We start from the raw sequence: 12683 nt of genomic DNA, 5'->3' as shown, positions 1-12683 counted from the left end.
ATAGGGCATCCGCGTGAGATTTTCCGGCGTGCTACTCGGGACGATCACGATGCTTTCTGAACAGTTTCTCCTCTTCCCTTCTAATGAGATCGAGGAGGGTTTGCCGCTCGGGTTTGGTCCAGTTCCTTTCCTCCAACAGTTTCTGAAAGCGCTCGATATTTTTGCGCGCAACGAAATCCTCCACGCATGACCCCCTGCATGATGACGGCATTCGATAAATCTCATCTGCTTGTTCCTAATCAAACAAACCGGCGATGAAGGGGGCCATAACTGGCAATGATAGAAGTGCGACGCACTGACAAAAGTCAGTTTCCCTGACTTTTTGCCGCCACCTAGACTGTTAGGCCAAAATGAAATCCCGTGCAGCACGAACCGAGCAGCCAAGTATGGCTCTTCGGGCGCAACACCCATGGCAAACGAGTGACGATGATGGCTCGAATGTCAATTTATCACCAACTGAAAGGGCCGAGCTTTTGAATCTCGGCGAGGCGCTCAAGGTAAAGGCAGGTGCCGCGCCGATCTTCATGCAAGGTGAACTGGCGACACATCTCTATTACCTTGATCAAGGGATTGTACAGGCAAGGCATACGATCAGAAACGGTGTCCGGCAAAGCGTCCCGTTAATTTGGCCGGGTGATTTCTTTGGGGTGCCTCTTAAGGGCCATTTTTTCAACTCGGCAGAAGCTGTAACTGATTGTATAGTATATAGATTCTCTGTCAGAGAGCTTGAACGATACCTGCCCCGCCGCCCTCGCATTCAACAAAAGCTCTTGGTCAAGGCCAGCCACGACATTCGCCTCGCTCAGCGTCGGCTTATCGTCCTGGGGGCGCTGGACGTAACGAGGCGGCTGGCTGTTTTCCTCCTCGACTGTTGCGGCCACCCGCAACATTTCGATTGCGGAAACCAGGTCCTGACGGTTCCTCTTTCAAGGCATGATATCGCGGAGCATATCGGCACATCCTCTGAGACCGTAACGCGGGCGATCAAAACTTTGGAGGAGAGAGGGTTGGTGAAGCGAATGTCTCCGTGGAAGCTCGAACTCAAAACGTCGGAGCTGTTCGCGTATTGCGGGCTAGACTGACGCCTGCGAGCTAATTGATCCTATGCGCATCGCATGCAACCTTTCGGACACCGGCCGTAGGCGATTGCCTTTGCGGATCAGCCCCGTGAAAAACAGGCATCGAGCCTGCAGTAGTTTCCGATGGTGGACCTGAAGTCGGCCCGGCCGGACGTTGCCCAGCCGGGTTCATCATTTATCGGCGATCCTGTTGGCCTTTGCTGGCGTCGGATGGCTTGCTCTGCTGGCCCGTTTTGTTGTCGGGATGATCCTTGCCCGGTGCAGACTTCGGATCTCTCCCCTGATCGGGCTTTTTCGTGTCAGGCATTGGTATTTCCTCCTCCGCTTGATGCGGCGGGTATCTAACATTCTGTCGTTTGGAACGTTCCAGCAACCTAGGTGGCGGATAAGATAAACTGGCATCGAATGTTATTCCGATGTCTATGAAACAAACCGTTTACCGTCATATTGATAATAGGACACTCTCTCGTAGCGCTGACTTGGGCGTTATCGAATTTGTCACTCCGCTGCCCCCTTATTGATCGAAATTTTGGGGGCGATTATGCTGAAAACCTTTATTAGAGACCGATCTGGGAATTTCGGCATCATCAGCGCGTTGTTGATGGTTCCATTGATAGGCGCAGCAGGTCTCGCAATTGATATAACCAATGCGATGACAGCTAAGGTGACCCTGCAGGCTGCGGCGGACGCAGCGGCCGTTGGTGCGATTGCCGAGAAGTCTCCCGGCACCGTAAAGGCGATGATGATGACGAGCAATGGAACTGTTCAAATCGGAATCGACGATGCAGAAAAGATATTCAAATCACAGGTTGCTGCGGCGGGCTTTCAGCTACAGTCAAGCTCCGCAAAAGTCCTGCGAAATGACAACGAGTTGACGGCGGTTTTCAACTACTCTGCAATAGTGCCGACCACGTTGATGCGGATTCTAGGCAAGCAGGAAATGACGATATCTGGTCAAGCGTCAGCCTTGTTTCAGACTCAGACTTTCAGGGATTTCTTTCTGCTTCTGGACAATACACCATCAATGGGGGTGGGAGCTACAACCGCAGATATCAACAAGATGGTTGCCAACACTTCGGACAAGTGTGCGTTCGCATGCCATATCGTCAATAACGGCAAGGAGGACACGGGCAGCTACTATAATCTGGCCAAGAGACTGGGAGTTACGATCCGCATCAATGTTGTTGCTCAAGCCACCTCAGCCCTCATGGATACCGCGATCTCGACTCGAACGAGCCCGAACCAGTTCCGTATGGCGGTCTATACTTTTGGACAGAAGGCGGAAGACACGAAGCTCTTGGAAGTGAGTTCCCTGACCGACGACCTCGCTGCTGCCAAGGGCAAGGCGTCATTGATTGATCTGATGTCCATCCCATATCAGGGTTACGATAATGACCAGCAAACCGATTTCGACCTATCGTTCAAGAACATTGGTGACAAAATGGGTGTCCCAGGGACCGGCTTGAGCGCTGCAAGCCCGGAGAAGATCCTGTTCTTCGTCTCGGACGGCGTGGGCGACAGCAAAAAGCCCACCGGTTGTACGAAAATGCTGACGGGAAGCCGCTGCCAAGAACCTATAGATGTGAAGGCCTGCACCGCCCTAAAACAAAAAGGATACAAGGTAGCGGTCCTGTATACCACCTACCTTCCTCTGCCGACTAACAGTTGGTATAACAGCTGGATCAAGCCCTTTCAGAGCCAGATTTCGACGAAAATGGAGGAATGTGCAACGCCGGGTTATTTCTTTGAGGTCAGCCCTTCGCAGGGCATCTCACAGGCTATGAACACGCTCTTCTTGAAAATTGTATCGACCCCTCGTCTTACGAGCTAACAGATTGACAGAGCCGCTTGGCTGACCAAGCTTAGAAGCCGTTTGTGAGAAAATCCTGTATGGTTCGGATGGACGATTCGAGGCCTGCGATACGGCGCCGATCACGCATGATTTCAGGAGTGGGCGCGGATCCCATATTTTGGACCTGCGGAGACTTCCTGCGGATCTCCGCGATCATAGCCTCGTATATCAGCACCTGAGATTTCAAAAAGTCGTTTGATGGCTCGCTCATCACGGAACGCTAACAGAGCTGTGCATGAGCATGTTGATACGCATCAAACTGATTGATCGTCAGGAAGATGGACCCTAGCTTAGCCGCCGCAGAGGAGTTCCGCATGACGATAGAAACTCGACGGGCCGTGTTCGAGGCGGCGCGCAGCAAGTCGCTGAGACTAGGCCTGAAGGTTGAAGACGATGACGACTTCTTGGCTTCAGTCGAGCAATGGATCAAATCCGAAATCACCATCGGTGAACTGCGGCTACGTTACATGAACCTTCTCTACCAGCGCCAGGATGCCCGGTGGCTTGGATTGCCCGCCGAACCGAAAACGGTCTCGAAGGAAGTAGTCCCGTAGCTTCCAAAGACGCGACAACAGACCTCTGAGATCGTCAATAGCAGAAAACAAGGGTGGAGGTACCAGCAGGGGAGGATGAGCTGGGTACCGTGGGTAGAGGCAGATGACTGGAGGATTATCATCGGCTACCAAAGAAATTCGCTAATGCGGAAAATGTTCCGCACTGCACAATAGACCTATCGACTTCGACCCTTTAATTTGCCTAGAGGCCTGATGCGAACTCTGTGGGTGAAAGCGCAAGAGCTCACCCGTCAGCCCTATTCGTCACACTTGCCACGCGATTTGCGGATGCTGTGACAGCTTCGATCGTCATGAAACGACCTGCTGACCGCAAGGTCCTGCAATACGCCGTTGGTGCAGCGTGTGAAAGAAGAGCACAGGCAGGAGCTATACAATTTAGAAAATAAAGTTTGATTAAAATGCCGTTTAAAGGTTAACCTTGCTTCCGGGTAGTTAACTCTGTGTAAGACGTCCTCCTCTATATCGAGGATAGCTATTGTCTCAGAACAACCATTTTGTAGCACTTGACGGCATGCGCGGATTGGCAGCTATATTTGTTGTGCTATTCCATTTAGGTCAATGGCAACATAGGCCGATGTTTGCCGCAAATGCTGGCCTAGCTGTCGATTTCTTCTTTTCACTCAGCGGATACGTTTTGGCGTTCGCCTATGCGCGCAAACTAGATACCGGTATGTCGCCATGGAGGTTTTTTGTCCTCCGGCTTATACGGCTCATGCCTCTCATGTTCGTCGCTACACTCATCAGCGGTGCCTATCTTGTCGCACGGATCTATTGGCTGGACGATTTTCAGATTCAACCGCGAGAACTTCTTTTCGCAACCGTTCTCGGCATTCTTTGCCTTCCGATGTTGTCGCTTAACTTTCCAATCGGAGGTCCACAAGTCTTTCCACTGAACGGGCCGCAATATACTCTTTTTCTGGAACTGTTCATAAATCTGTTCTGGGCGCTGGTTCCATCAAGTAGGAATATAGCAGTCGCCACGATATTTGCTGTCGGTGGTTACACGCTGACAGCGGTTTACGGCATGGGAGGCGATACCCTTGGAACCTTCTGGACGGGATTTCCTCGGGTTTTCGCTGCGTTCTATGCCGGCACATTGGTATTCTACTTTCAACAGCACTTCGCCGTTCTGGAAAATGAACGTTGCCACTTGTTGTTCTGGGCTTTGCTGTCTCTCACTTTCCTCATTTTCTGGTGGCCGGAAAATGTCCCACACGGACTGGGTTGGGGTTGGTCCCTTATCTTCGCGCCGCTGCTCGTTTTGACAGGTTCACGGATGCGGCTTGGACCGTCTGCACGCCGCATTGCTCTAAAACTTGGTGAACTATCCTATCCGATTTACGCCCTTCATTATCCGATATTCGTCTGGGTAAATGCGACATATCAGACTGTTCTAGAGAGCAAGAATTTTTCGATCCTAAACGCGCTCGTCGTCCCATGTGTGATCATCGGCGCATCGCTTGCCTTGAAATGGGTGGACGGGCCTGTTCGGTTAGGCATTACCGCTCGTTTTTTCGGAAAAACTGCAAGCCGATCTTCGGCCTAGCCTGCATATTCCTAAGTGGAATTACGCCAAAGGCGTAGCCTCAAAAATTCGTCTAAAGGATTGAAGCTGTGCGGAACCTGAGCCTTCAATTAACTTTACTCTTGCTTCTTGCAGCCTCTCTCCCCTTCGCTGTTTGCGGGCGGGCAGCAGAGTATTTCTGGTCGAGCAAAACCGCCTGCATCGACAGGCAGCAGCAAGTGGGACGAATCCGAGACGGTCTTAGGGCCGGCCTAATCGAGCTTCGGCTAGCCGAGATTGGGCATAGGCGTGCAGAGGACGACCCGGAGTGGACACGACCCCAAGTTATTCAGGACGCAACCTTCGAAGGTATCGAACAATATGTCCGTGATATTCAGATAGTGTGCGGGCTGCACTACCCAGATTGAGCGTAGAAGGTCAATCGTCTCTTTCATCGCTTACCGGCCAGCCCGCACTGCGTCTAGAATAGCTGAGCCTAGCGGACTGCAGTCCGCTAGGCTCAGCGCAGTTGACGTCGAGGCGTGACTAGAGCCGTCGCCAACCGCCCCCCTAAAACCATTAATCCTGAATGTCGTTCCGGGGAAAAACGTGAGCGATGGGGTGGACGCTCTCTCCTGTGATGGTCCCAACACGACCATTCTGGCACGAAGGTGCCGTTGAGTGGGAGCGTCCACCCCATCGCTCACGGAAAAACCGCCCAAGATCGGTTATCTTTGATGGCTTGGCGTCAACGAGATCGAGGTCATCATCCGCGCACACGGAGACAATCTCCGGTTTCTCCGGCCGTTTGCTTGCCGGTACATTTTTAACGCGCGCTTTTGCACGCTGCCGGTAGGTTGTTTTGGCTTGTCGAAATGTGTGCACGCGTGTCGTCATGATACTCCCCAACTTTCCGGCGAACATTTCCTTCCGTTGCCATCGCTGCAACAAGTTCTTGGTGACGCGGTTAGCCGGTAAGGTTAACCACAGGGGGGAGTGCTCAGTGTCTATAGATGAAGATGAAAACTATAGCCAAGACTGGCGAGGCCCAACGACCACGCAAGAATAATCAGTATGGCAATCAATAAGAGCGGCCGTTTGTCCATGCGAGAGCTTTGGTTGTAAAGTTTTGTGATCTCACTCTCGGCGGGAAGTGTCCCTACGCCATTCGACGCAGGTGTGAAATGATTGCTGAAAACGCGCGGGGGCCACAGCCCCATCCCAGCGTTGTCCTACCTACCTACGGCTGGCTTACAAACGTTCAGGCGGAGGATTGACGTTCATGAACCACTCCTCGGCACGGTGCTTGGCACCTCGAACTCTCATGAAGGCGTCAATTTTTGCTTTCGCGGGTCCGGTTATACGAAAAATCCGCTCAGCTTCGGGTTGGCTAAGTCCGTAGGTGTCCCTGAAATCTTCGAACGTGTATTGTGCGTCGGTTTTCATGAAGCATCTCCACTGCCTCTTTCGCGCGAAAAATGCTCATTCGGTCGCGAGGTTCCGTCCGCCTAGCAAAATACTTAGCTACTCTCGATTTGGCGGCCGGTTGACGGGAGGTGTGTCCTTTCACTTCGCCGTTAAGTGGGCCTTTACCTTAGCGTAATCTGTATTAGCGATGACAGAACAAAACTGCCCTCTGGGTGGTTTGTTATGCAGGCCAGATTCGGAGGAAGCCATGCATAAGTTGATTGCCGTTCTTGCAGCGGGTGCAGCAATATCAATGCCATTAGAAACAGTCGTTCAGGCCCGTGACGTCGGTGCCTCGATTGGAGGATCGCGCGGGGTTGGCGCTGGCGTCAGTGCAGGCGGAGGCGGCCTCGGCGTCGGGGCATCTGTCGGAGGACGCGGAGGTGTGAATGCCGGGGCAGGTCTCGGCTCAAGTAGCCGTTCCGGCTCTGGTGCAAGCGCGGGGGCTTCTGTCGGCGGAAGCGGCGGAGTCAATGCTGGCGCGGGTGTTGGATCGAGCAGTCGGTCAGGCTCTGGTGCAAGCGTCGGAGCGTCGGTGGGAGGTAGTCAGGGCGCTACCGCAGGCGCCAGCGTCGGGTCCAGCCGGGGTTCTGGCCTCGGTGCAGGTGTCGGTGCGTCGGTGGGTGGAAGCAACGGCGTCAACGCTGGGGTTGGCGCATCCGTTGGCGGCAGCCGTGGCGTTAATGCCGGGGTTTCCGCATCGGTTGGAGGCACTCGTGGTCTGAATGCGGGTGTGGACGCTTCCATCGGCGGCGAGACGAGGCTTGGAGCTGATGTGGATATTGGCGTTGGCGGCACTGGTGTGGGAATAGGGACAAACCCAACGACTGGCAGCACGTCCGGTACGCGACCGGGAACCAGACCAGGATCGGCCCTGTCGCAAGCGCAGGTTCAAGCACTACAGCAGATGTCGCCTGCTGAACGTGCCCAGATGCTGAAGCGATGTGCATCGGTGAGCGCAGGAGCGTATGACCAAGGCCTTGTCGATCTCTGCCGCCTGCTTCGTATGACGGCCGGGCGATAGATACTTGCTGGGGCCAGCCGCTCGCGCGCTGGCCCCTTTCCTCGACTATCCTCAGTTCCGGTCGCCTCAGATAAAAATCGATGCCATCCGTCCGAGCCGTCGCAGCGATATTGATGGTGGCGGCACAAGGGGAGAGCGATGGAACCGGGGCTGGCCAGGATCGTTCACTCACAACTAATTGAGGAGACACCAATGCGCACTATCACAAAAACAATATCAGCGCTTTCCATCTCTACGATTCTTGCACTGACATCTTTGGCGTCCGCGGTCGCGATGCCTCTGCCGAACTCGAACTTCCCCCAGATTTCGACGGTGCAAACTGTGCAATTCGATGAGCGACGGGAATGGCGCCCGCGAGGCGAACGCCGCGATTGGCGGGATCGTGGAGATTACAGGGACCGCCGGGAGTGGCGGGATCGCCGCTCCTGGTATTATGGTGGTCACCGAGGCTATCGGGATTATCGCCCGGGTTACAGGCGTCACTCGGACGGTTTCTGGTATCCTCTCGCAGCCTTCGGGGCTGGTGCGATTATCGGTGGGGCGGTAGCCAGCCCGCCGCGACGTGTCTACCAAAGCTCCGGTAGTCATGCACAGTGGTGCGCCAACCGCTATCGCACCTATCGCGCCTACGATAACACCTATGTGCCAAGTGCTGGCGTCCGAGCCCAGTGCGTGTCGCCTTATAATTGACTAGGAAAGCGGGTTTAGCGAAAGGGCGGCATGGTGCCGCCTTTTCGGATTGTCCGAGTTTCAGCCGAATGCCCCGACAGGTACGCTTGTCTAAATCAACCCCGGTAGATCGGGATGGCCATCCTGCACGATTCAAATCCGCCATCGCTTTCTCTCTGTCCCAACGGCAGATAAGTGCTATGATGCCGTTCGGGGGAATGAGTGTTGATTTCCACTGAGAGCTGAACCGGTGCACCCCGATAGGGGGGTGCGGGTAAAAAGTTGGACTGATTTAGACGTTAAGGCCGAGACTTCTTCGATATTCGATCGGGCTGAGTGACCCCAGTGATAATTTGATACGCTTCTCATTGTACCATCGGATGTAGGCATCGACCTCGCGCACAAACTGCTCGATTGTGTTGGTCTTCCAGTCCTGAGGATAGAAGGTTTTGTTTTCGAACGGCCGAAAAAGCCCTTGCACGCGGCGTTATCTTGTGGACGGCCGTTGCGCGACATGGAACGTAGCAGTTTCGCATCGCTAATCCGAGTGAGCCAGCCGGGCCAGCTATAATGGGCTCCTCGATTGGAATGGACTATTGTCCCGCCTTCGCCGGCGGTGACGGTCTCAATGGCGGCGTCCAGCATCGGGTTGTGTTCCAATCGACCAGCTGATCACCATGCCATCGAAGCAATCTATGATGGGCGATAGATAAACTTTGCCGGCTGGGATCTGGAATTTGGTAATGTCCGTGAGCCATTTCTCGTTCGGTGTCTTTGCATGAAAGTCGCGGTATGCAACGTCGCTAAAAGCCCTCCCCATCCAAGATGGCCTCATCAAACCAAAGGCGCCTGACCACAATCTACCAAGTGGGCCCGCAAAAAGTTGTCGACATATTTCGCTTGTAATTCGAGCAGTTCCGCAAGGAAACAAACTCGATAGATCGGGATCCTGAAAAAAGTACGCACACCGTTTCCCGAAAATAGCGAGAAAATCAATGCGTCGCAGGTTTACGTTAAGCGACTTGAACAGCGCTTGCGCAACCCATCCTTTACACTTTCATCGTTAAATCGCTGGTCGCTAACATGCGTTTATGAGGCTGCATATTGTTTCAACTCAATCGAGTGAGCGCCCTGACTGCGATTTTGGCTGGCTCATTGTTCTTCTTGCCGCCGTTTAGCTCGTGGCTGCACGACGTCGAAAACTCCGTAAAGGACTACTTTGACAGCAGGCCGGAACAGGACGTGCTGTTTGTCGGCAATAGTCGGACTTTTTATCACGGAATGCCCTTCATGGTCCGTTCGATTGCTGATTCTGCAGGCTACTCCCGCAAATTGCACATCGTTATGGATGCTGAGCCTGGCGTCAGCTTGGCAGATCACATCAAAAGCCCTCAGACTCAGGCTTTGATCTCCAAGAAGTGGGATCACGTTATTTTGCAGGTGTTGAGTAGCGACCAGTACAGTGCGCAACAGTCCGCTCAAGTCTGGAACGACGCCCGGGAATTAATCAACGAGGTCCAAAGCGATGGATCTTTACCTGCCATGTTTGTGACGTGGCGCTACACAGACAAATGCACGGGAAATGCCGGAATGCCTTCGTCAGCGACCGGAATTACGCCTGCTGGCTACGCGGATATGCATGTTAATATCCAGCGGCAACATATCCGGCTCGCCGAACTTACCGGCGTGGACCTCGTCAACGTCGGCATACTCTGGGAAGAGCTTCAAAGTCGGCCCCTACCCTTCACACTCTACGACGATTGCAATCATCCTTCGATCTACGGCAGCTATCTGTCTGCCCTTATGTTTTACGGCTATTTTTCCGGGCGAGACATGACAGCCGTGACATTCAAGCCCAAACCGATTTCGACCGAAGATGCCGAAATGCTCAGAGGGGCAGTCTCGCGGTATTTTGGAAGAAAGGCACTTGGCTTTCTGGCTCCAAAGGATGTAGTCGACCGAGCGAATTAGAATGCGGACCTCGCACTCGGCCGGCGATGTCATGATCGTGCTTCTGACAAACTCACAACCCTCGTAAGTCTTCCTCGAAAACATCTCATAGCTGCCACTTCCAAATCCGTATTGAGATCATAACGCACACTGGACCGAACAATATCCCGTTCACGTTTTGCCTTCTGGCAAGGCCGACAACAGTCTCATGTCTGTCTAAAACTAGGTTAAACATCAATATTTATTTTAAGACTGCGTAAATATTCTTATGGTTGTGTAGTTCCCATCGGGCGGGGGCGCGAAATCATGAACGATATTAGTCTCACTGGGCGACGTTACGACATCGATGCATTGCGCGTCTTCTGTTTCGGCACCGTCATCATTTATCACACGAGCCTGGTCCACGGAACCGGGACGTGGCTCGTTAATTCGGATGAAAGTAGCCGGTTAATTGATCTGATTGCCATCGGCTCCCATCCCTGGCGCATGAGCTTGCTGTTTTTCATATCAGGGCTGGTACGACATCACTACAAGCGAAAGTCCGTCACGGAAATCCGCAAAGCCAGAACGCAGCAGCTTCTACTGCCATTTTTCTTTGGAATTTTTTTCATCGTTCCTCCGCAGATTTCCTTGTCCGACATCAATCCCTTTCCAGAGTTATCTTATTGGGAGTTTTGGAAATTTTACGTCGTCTCGGGCCTAAGGTTGGAACACAGAGATGACACGCAGATATCATCCGCCATCAATGCAAGGCAGACCAAACCGCAATCTTCTGGCGACACGCGACGCCGGTAAATCCCTACGATCGAAGAGGCCGATTTAAGCGAAGGCGCTTGGCCACGAATCTGCCACTTGGGCCGAGGGGAAGCTGTCGGCATATATGTTGAATAAATACTCGAACAGTCCCGAGTGCGTACTAGCCATGACGAAGGCGATGCTATTGCACTCAAGCGCGTCAATCAGAAAGAAATCGCCGCCAAAACGAGGCAAAGCTCATTTCTCGCTCTCGACGAAGCTGCAGGGTAGAATTTCGAAGGTCACATCCGCCGCCGCAACATTCCTCGGTGCGTCGAGGATCTACTATTTGATCTTCACTAGAACCGGGAAACACGATGTCGAGAATCAGCGTCGGAGAGCAGGATTATGTTTGAGTCTTACCCGACATCCATTTTCCGCGCCGGTTGGACTTGCCAAATCTCAATAGAACGATCTTTGCCTGTAGACGGCTTTCCCTTCAGAGGATAACGAAATCTTGGTCACCAGTTGCAAAGATGTGACTCGATGTCGCGATTACGCATTTCGTTATTTTGCAGTGCGGAATTGTCTTGCGGCTGTCTTCACTCCTCATCTTATATCCTTCTGTTTTTAATGACGTTCTGATTCGCTTCGAGGGCGCTCATGCGTTTCTATTCTGTTCGTTCTGCAGCTTTGCTGCCACGGTATCGCTTTGCTTTTTTTCTGGATCGGGCCGTTCAAGAACGTGCCGCAAGCAGCCTTGATATACCAGCACCTCTACGAATATCTGGCTCTGGTCGATGCCATCAGACTTGGCAACCAGCGCGAAGTTAAACTGGCGGGCGATCACCTCAAATCAAGGATGCTCGCGAAATGACTGAGATCCGCGAGCAGCTGTTGGAGATGCTGAAGGCCGTAGCTAAGGCCCCGACATCCGCAAATGCGGACTGCGACGCCAAGCGCCATTGATAAGCAGTATAGCCAATCGAAGAGCCGCAAACCGCCCACGTCTTTTGAGAGAAGACCATCAGCATCAGGTCTTAAGCTCCGGCCTTGTTGGCCGTCATCAGGTCTGTGTTGAAGGTCAGCACGTAACTGAGCCCTATGAGAACACCTGCCACCCACCATTCGGATAGGTGGGGGAAAAGGCATTTGCGAAATTACCGCGATTATGGACCAACACGGCGTGTATGAGCGCAAGGCGTTGGTGAAGACGTTCGGAGCGCAATCGAGTTCGTCGAGCTGCGGCGTATCCTTGCCATTGGTTGCGATCGCCGCGGAACAGGTGGCTGCGAGGCCTGTTTCCCCTGCCTTCTCTCGGCAAAAATTGTTATTGAGGCGCGGCGATGAATGACGAAAGCGATGCCGCGCGACCCAGCGCCTCCATCAACGGAACTCGAACACTTCGCGCCCGTTGAAAGGAATGAGTTCGTTCGATAAGAGGGCTAAATGACTACGATGACATATTTACCGATGATCGCACTCGCAGCCGTGCTTGTAGCCGCAATTGGGACAGCCGGATTTTTGATTTTGCGGAACCGCCGGAAAAGCCGATCGGTTTCCGCACAACGACCGCCAGAACAGCCGACAAGAGAATGGCTGGCTCGCGAAGCGAAGAATTCCGGCCACCCTACGAAGTAAAAGCGTCCGCCGCGATTTACCTGTCGGGAACCTAAAGCAACGACCGTAGTTGAATGATTGGAACCGTCTCCGTCGCCCATGTCGGCCGGTTCTAGAGCACGTCCGCTTTACTCGGGGTCATATCCGCACGATTTGAAGTAGTTGGCGCATTCTTGTGGTTCGAACAGCGTGACCATGTGGCCGACGG

At 53.3% G+C, this 12683-nt stretch carries 13 protein-coding genes; 8 read left to right on the top strand and 5 right to left on the bottom strand.

The window, feature by feature from the left end; all coding sequences use genetic code 11:
- Nucleotides 1-13 precede the first annotated feature (13 nt).
- Both AC2GXZ_RS30185 and AC2GXZ_RS30180 read left to right on the top strand, forming a co-directional pair.
- Nucleotides 14-190: a hypothetical protein gene (locus AC2GXZ_RS30185; RefSeq protein WP_483762958.1), complete on the top strand. Its 177-nt coding sequence runs from the start codon at nucleotides 14-16 to the stop codon at nucleotides 188-190.
- Nucleotides 191-386: 196 nt separating this feature from the next.
- On the top strand, nucleotides 387-1082 hold the full coding sequence (locus AC2GXZ_RS30180) for a Crp/Fnr family transcriptional regulator (RefSeq protein WP_483762957.1): 696 nt from the start codon (nucleotides 387-389) through the stop codon (nucleotides 1080-1082).
- A 172-nt stretch (nucleotides 1083-1254) separates the two neighbouring features.
- Here AC2GXZ_RS30180 and AC2GXZ_RS30175 read toward each other — a convergent pair whose 3' ends face one another.
- On the bottom strand, nucleotides 1255-1386 hold the full coding sequence (locus AC2GXZ_RS30175) for a hypothetical protein (RefSeq protein WP_483762956.1): 132 nt from the start codon (nucleotides 1384-1386) through the stop codon (nucleotides 1255-1257).
- Between the two features lie 234 nt (nucleotides 1387-1620).
- On the opposite strand from AC2GXZ_RS30175, the gene AC2GXZ_RS30170 reads away from it, so the two are divergent.
- From AC2GXZ_RS30170 to AC2GXZ_RS30160, 3 genes are all read left to right on the top strand, one after another.
- Entirely contained in the window at nucleotides 1621-2910 is a 1290-nt protein-coding gene (locus AC2GXZ_RS30170; protein ID WP_483762955.1) for a TadE/TadG family type IV pilus assembly protein, read from the top strand.
- Nucleotides 2911-3245: 335 nt separating this feature from the next.
- Nucleotides 3246-3485 (top strand): hypothetical protein, encoded by a 240-nt coding sequence (locus AC2GXZ_RS30165; RefSeq protein ID WP_483762954.1) that lies wholly within the window; start codon nucleotides 3246-3248, stop codon nucleotides 3483-3485.
- A gap of 496 nt (nucleotides 3486-3981) precedes the next feature.
- Nucleotides 3982-5052 carry an acyltransferase family protein gene (locus tag AC2GXZ_RS30160; protein WP_483762953.1) on the top strand — a complete coding sequence of 357 codons (1071 nt, stop codon included), beginning with the start codon at nucleotides 3982-3984 and terminating at the stop codon, nucleotides 5050-5052.
- Nucleotides 5053-6261: 1209 nt separating this feature from the next.
- On the opposite strand, the gene AC2GXZ_RS30155 is transcribed toward AC2GXZ_RS30160, so the two are convergent.
- Nucleotides 6262-6456 (bottom strand): hypothetical protein, encoded by a 195-nt coding sequence (locus AC2GXZ_RS30155; protein ID WP_483762952.1) that lies wholly within the window; start codon nucleotides 6454-6456, stop codon nucleotides 6262-6264.
- Between the two features lie 1183 nt (nucleotides 6457-7639).
- On the opposite strand from AC2GXZ_RS30155, the gene AC2GXZ_RS30150 reads away from it, so the two are divergent.
- Complete coding sequence (locus tag AC2GXZ_RS30150) at nucleotides 7640-8191, top strand: BA14K family protein (RefSeq protein WP_483762951.1); 552 nt, start codon at nucleotides 7640-7642, stop codon at nucleotides 8189-8191.
- Between the two features lie 271 nt (nucleotides 8192-8462).
- On the opposite strand, the gene AC2GXZ_RS30145 is transcribed toward AC2GXZ_RS30150, so the two are convergent.
- Together AC2GXZ_RS30145 and AC2GXZ_RS30140 are read right to left on the bottom strand one after the other, a co-directional pair.
- On the bottom strand, nucleotides 8463-8651 hold the full coding sequence (locus AC2GXZ_RS30145) for an IS3 family transposase (RefSeq protein ID WP_483762950.1): 189 nt from the start codon (nucleotides 8649-8651) through the stop codon (nucleotides 8463-8465).
- A 144-nt stretch (nucleotides 8652-8795) separates the two neighbouring features.
- A complete protein-coding gene (locus AC2GXZ_RS30140; protein WP_483762949.1) occupies nucleotides 8796-8990 on the bottom strand; it encodes a DDE-type integrase/transposase/recombinase in 195 nt (64 codons plus the stop codon).
- Nucleotides 8991-9274: 284 nt separating this feature from the next.
- On the opposite strand from AC2GXZ_RS30140, the gene AC2GXZ_RS30135 reads away from it, so the two are divergent.
- Nucleotides 9275-10141 (top strand): hypothetical protein, encoded by an 867-nt coding sequence (locus tag AC2GXZ_RS30135; protein ID WP_483762948.1) that lies wholly within the window; start codon nucleotides 9275-9277, stop codon nucleotides 10139-10141.
- A gap of 285 nt (nucleotides 10142-10426) precedes the next feature.
- The gene (locus AC2GXZ_RS30130; protein ID WP_483762947.1) at nucleotides 10427-10915 is read left to right on the top strand and encodes an acyltransferase family protein; all 489 of its coding nucleotides are present in this window, start codon (nucleotides 10427-10429) and stop codon (nucleotides 10913-10915) included.
- 601 nt (nucleotides 10916-11516) lie between these two features.
- Here AC2GXZ_RS30130 and AC2GXZ_RS30125 read toward each other — a convergent pair.
- Nucleotides 11517-11705: a hypothetical protein gene (locus AC2GXZ_RS30125; RefSeq protein WP_483762946.1), complete on the bottom strand. Its 189-nt coding sequence runs from the start codon at nucleotides 11703-11705 to the stop codon at nucleotides 11517-11519.
- Nucleotides 11706-12683: the final 978 nt, after the last annotated feature.

Source organism: Aliirhizobium sp. YIM B11859 (genome assembly GCF_057163345.1).
Note: the sequence above shows the minus strand (reverse complement) of the source record. Positions and strands in the feature narration are given on the sequence as shown.

Excerpts from the sequence above, each read along its gene's own strand:
- AC2GXZ_RS30180 (WP_483762957.1), top strand. The coding sequence starts at position 387 with ATGGCTCTTCGGGCGCAACACCCATGGCAAACGAGTGACGATGATGGC.
- AC2GXZ_RS30175 (WP_483762956.1), bottom strand. The coding sequence starts at position 1,386 with ATGCCTGACACGAAAAAGCCCGATCAGGGGAGAGATCCGAAGTCTGCA.
- AC2GXZ_RS30170 (WP_483762955.1), top strand. The coding sequence starts at position 1,621 with ATGCTGAAAACCTTTATTAGAGACCGATCTGGGAATTTCGGCATCATC.
- AC2GXZ_RS30165 (WP_483762954.1), top strand. The coding sequence starts at position 3,246 with ATGACGATAGAAACTCGACGGGCCGTGTTCGAGGCGGCGCGCAGCAAG.
- AC2GXZ_RS30155 (WP_483762952.1), bottom strand. The coding sequence starts at position 6,456 with ATGAAAACCGACGCACAATACACGTTCGAAGATTTCAGGGACACCTAC.
- AC2GXZ_RS30150 (WP_483762951.1), top strand. The coding sequence starts at position 7,640 with ATGGAACCGGGGCTGGCCAGGATCGTTCACTCACAACTAATTGAGGAG.
- AC2GXZ_RS30140 (WP_483762949.1), bottom strand. The coding sequence starts at position 8,990 with ATGGGGAGGGCTTTTAGCGACGTTGCATACCGCGACTTTCATGCAAAG.
- AC2GXZ_RS30130 (WP_483762947.1), top strand. The coding sequence starts at position 10,427 with ATGAACGATATTAGTCTCACTGGGCGACGTTACGACATCGATGCATTG.